This is a genomic window from Psychrobacter piechaudii (assembly GCF_900162825.1).
In the GTDB taxonomy this organism is placed as follows: Bacteria; Pseudomonadota; Gammaproteobacteria; order Pseudomonadales; family Moraxellaceae; genus Psychrobacter; species Psychrobacter piechaudii.
On sequence record NZ_FUGE01000152.1, the window covers coordinates 1 to 3,068 of the forward strand.

Below are 3,068 nucleotides of genomic sequence, written 5' to 3' on the forward strand. Positions count from 1 at the left end.
GCAAAGAAGCGTTGTAGCCGTCTGTAATTACTGTTTGTCCTGCCTTTGACAAATCCTCTTGCTATTTGTTTGAGGTTACTACTTTGTACTTGTATTATCGCTAGAGTAATTAAGGCTAAACACGTCAATCTTGCCTTGTTCATGGTTAGGTTTTGCGATAATATATTTATGAGCTGATTAAGGTTTGGCATAGTGTGGTTCGTCAGAAAAATTACTATTATGCCTTGTCCTTAGTCAGCTTTTTTGTTTTTGTCGTGTACAGAGATCCAAAACAATGATTCTATTTTATAAAAAAATACAACTCACTTAAAACCACAATAAGAGGTCTATTATGAGAAAAAGTATATTCAAAACCTTTAATGACACCATTAAACATTGGTATATTCCCGCTATTGTCGGCTCTATATTTATCGTGGTCGGTATTTACACCTTCGCTTCTCCGGCCACCTCCTATGTGGCGCTCTCTATCCTTTTTAGCTTGTCTTTCTTGTTCTCTGGTATCTCAGAGATTGTTTTCTCTTTGACCAATAGAAATGAAATGGACAACTGGGGCTGGGTGCTGGCCTTTGGTATTTTGACGACTGTCATCGGTGGGCTATTATTATCTAACCCCGCAGTGTCGATGGCCACTTTGACCTTCTATGTCGGCTTCTTAATTTTATTCCGCTCTATCAGTGCCCTTAGTTTCTCTTTAGACTTAAAAGATTATGGGATTGGCGATTGGGGTGCGTTAATGGCACTGGGTGTTATTGGCCTAATCTTCTCTATTATAATGATTTGGAATCCCGCTTTTGCAGGTATGACTATCGTTATTTGGACAGGCTTGGCATTTATCACTACGGGTATCTTTAGTCTTTACATGGCCTTCAAACTTAAGAAACTAAACGAGTTACCTCAAAAAATGTCAGAAGATTTAAAGCTTAGACACAGACAATTACAGCAAGAGATTAGTGAGATTAATAAACAGCCTTTTAGACAAGGTCAGACTTATGACCATGAACCGAAGCCATAAGGCCATAAGCATTGAATCTAAGCTTTTACCTTAAGTCTTCAATTTAGGCTTTCAAAGCCAGATAGCTGGCAATAATCTATTAAGATAGCCACTAAAGACGACACGCAATAATAGTAGGGATGATATTAGAAACCATCTCCAACACAACTAGAAGAAACTTTGCAAATGACACATAACTCAGCTGACTCATCAGCTCTATTACGAGCCAAAAATCTCAGCAAAAGCGTAATGATTGGCGATACCAAAACCGATATCATCAAAGGCATTAATGTCACCATTAATGCTAGTGAGTTTGCGGTAATAATGGGCAAATCGGGGTCCGGTAAATCTACGTTACTGGGCCTATTGGCAGGTCTCGATTATCCGGATAGTGGTGAAGTATGGCTTGATGGTCAAAATTTAACCCAACTGTCTGAAGATGAGCTAGCTCAAAAGCGTCAGCAGGATATGGGCTTTGTGTTTCAGTCATTTCATCTGTTGCCGACGTTGACTGTGGCTGAAAATATCGCTTTCCCGTTGGATATTGCTCGTCAGCCTGACCCAGATAGAGTTGAACAGCTGTTAGTGGCTGTTGGGTTAACCCATCGCCGTGATAGCCTACCGCATCAACTCTCTGGTGGTGAACAACAGCGCACCGCACTGGCTCGGGCATTAGTGGCTCGTCCTAAAATCATCTTTGCCGATGAACCTACTGGTAATTTGGATGAGCAAAATGCGCAGCAAGTCATGAACTTATTGCTTGAGCTACAGCAGCAATCTGGCACGGCCTTAGTGGTTGTTACTCACGACCCTGCGTTAACGGAACATGCCGATCAGGTTATTACCATTCATGACGGGCAGGTAGAGGCAGCATAGACCTTAGCCAAGCTAGTTATTTAAGAGCCTTAGTTTTTGACTAGCTGTTGGCTTGATTAGCTATTGATCTTAGACCAAACCGAAAATTCATTGCCACTTGGTTCAGTAAAGTGAAAGCGATAGCCGCCAGGAAATTTAAAGGTATCTCGAACGATGGTGCCATTATTATGCACTACCTTATCGTAAGTCGTTGCCAAGCTATCACTATAAAAGACAAGCAAAGCACCCCCATTTATGACGGTACTTACTTTATCCGACTGGTAAAAACCGCCGTCTAAACCCTGATTTTCAAACGCTATATATTGGTCACCATAGTCGGTAAATGTCCAACCAAAGACGGCATTAAAGAAAGCTTTGGTTGCGGATAAGTCTGTTGCGCCAAACTCAACATAATTTAGTTTTTCATGTTGACTCATTATTAGTTCCTTTTTAATGAAATTATAGATGCTAAACCTAAAAAATATTTAATTAATCTAAACATTTAATAAATAACTATTCAATAATACATCTATTTCCTTTGTAACTATTTAAAACAGATAGTTCAATAGCATTTAGATGAAGCCACCTATATGGAGTCCCATGAAACCTAATAAAAAAGTCTTACTCATCGGTGGCACCAGTGGTATAGGCAAAGCGTTGATTGAACGAATGCTTGAGGATAATAAGGTTGAGCAAATATTTGCCACTTATCATCGTCGTCAACCCATCACCAACCATCCTTATACTGAAGATCCTGACGTCAAAGAGCCTGACACTAAAGCTACAGATACTAGAGCTACCGATACCGAAAATACTGATACTAAAGATAAAGTTGTCTGGTTGGCGATGGATGTGACTTCTGAGCCAAGTATAAAACAAGCCATCGAGCAAATTAGCGAACACGTTGATCATATCGACTGGGCCATCAATGCGGTTGGACTGCTACACAACGGCAGTCATCAACCCGAAAAAGCAGTCAAACAACTGGATCCAGAGTTTTTTATCGACAATATGAAAGTCAATGCCCTACCCAGCTTATTGATAGCTAAACATCTCTGCACACGACAAAAAAAACAAAAAAGTCTGTTAAAGCAAAGGCATAATAGTAATTTTTAAGACGAATAGACCATGCCAAACTTTAACAGACTTAGTGAAACTTTAACCCAAAACCTGAGTATGAACAAGGCAAGAATCAATTGTTTGAGCCTAATGATAATAGCCC

The 3,068-nt window shown here is 39.9% G+C and carries 4 protein-coding genes; 3 read left to right on the forward strand and 1 reads right to left on the reverse strand.

The genetic code is table 11. The annotated features are described in order from the left end of the window. The first annotated feature begins 331 nt into the window (after positions 1-331). Both A1019T_RS08620 and A1019T_RS08625 read left to right on the forward strand, forming a co-directional pair. Positions 332-1,012, forward strand: a complete 681-nt coding sequence (locus A1019T_RS08620) for an HdeD family acid-resistance protein (RefSeq protein WP_077451294.1) — start codon at positions 332-334, stop codon at positions 1,010-1,012. 165 nt (positions 1,013-1,177) lie between these two features. Then, on the forward strand, positions 1,178-1,867 hold the full coding sequence (locus tag A1019T_RS08625) for an ABC transporter ATP-binding protein (protein WP_077451295.1): 690 nt from the start codon (positions 1,178-1,180) through the stop codon (positions 1,865-1,867). 56 nt (positions 1,868-1,923) lie between these two features. On the opposite strand, the gene A1019T_RS08630 is transcribed toward A1019T_RS08625, so the two are convergent. After that, on the reverse strand, positions 1,924-2,283 hold the full coding sequence (locus A1019T_RS08630) for a VOC family protein (protein WP_077451296.1): 360 nt from the start codon (positions 2,281-2,283) through the stop codon (positions 1,924-1,926). Positions 2,284-2,446: 163 nt separating this feature from the next. Here A1019T_RS08630 and A1019T_RS08635 point away from each other — a divergent pair, with 163 nt between their 5' ends. Then, positions 2,447-2,962 (forward strand): SDR family NAD(P)-dependent oxidoreductase, encoded by a 516-nt coding sequence (locus A1019T_RS08635; RefSeq protein WP_244156599.1) that lies wholly within the window; start codon positions 2,447-2,449, stop codon positions 2,960-2,962. Positions 2,963-3,068: the final 106 nt, after the last annotated feature.

Excerpts from the sequence above, each read along its gene's own strand:
- A1019T_RS08625 (WP_077451295.1), top strand. The coding sequence starts at position 1,178 with ATGACACATAACTCAGCTGACTCATCAGCTCTATTACGAGCCAAAAAT.
- A1019T_RS08630 (WP_077451296.1), bottom strand. The coding sequence starts at position 2,283 with ATGAGTCAACATGAAAAACTAAATTATGTTGAGTTTGGCGCAACAGAC.
- A1019T_RS08635 (WP_244156599.1), top strand. The coding sequence starts at position 2,447 with ATGAAACCTAATAAAAAAGTCTTACTCATCGGTGGCACCAGTGGTATA.
- A1019T_RS08620 (WP_077451294.1), top strand. The coding sequence starts at position 332 with ATGAGAAAAAGTATATTCAAAACCTTTAATGACACCATTAAACATTGG.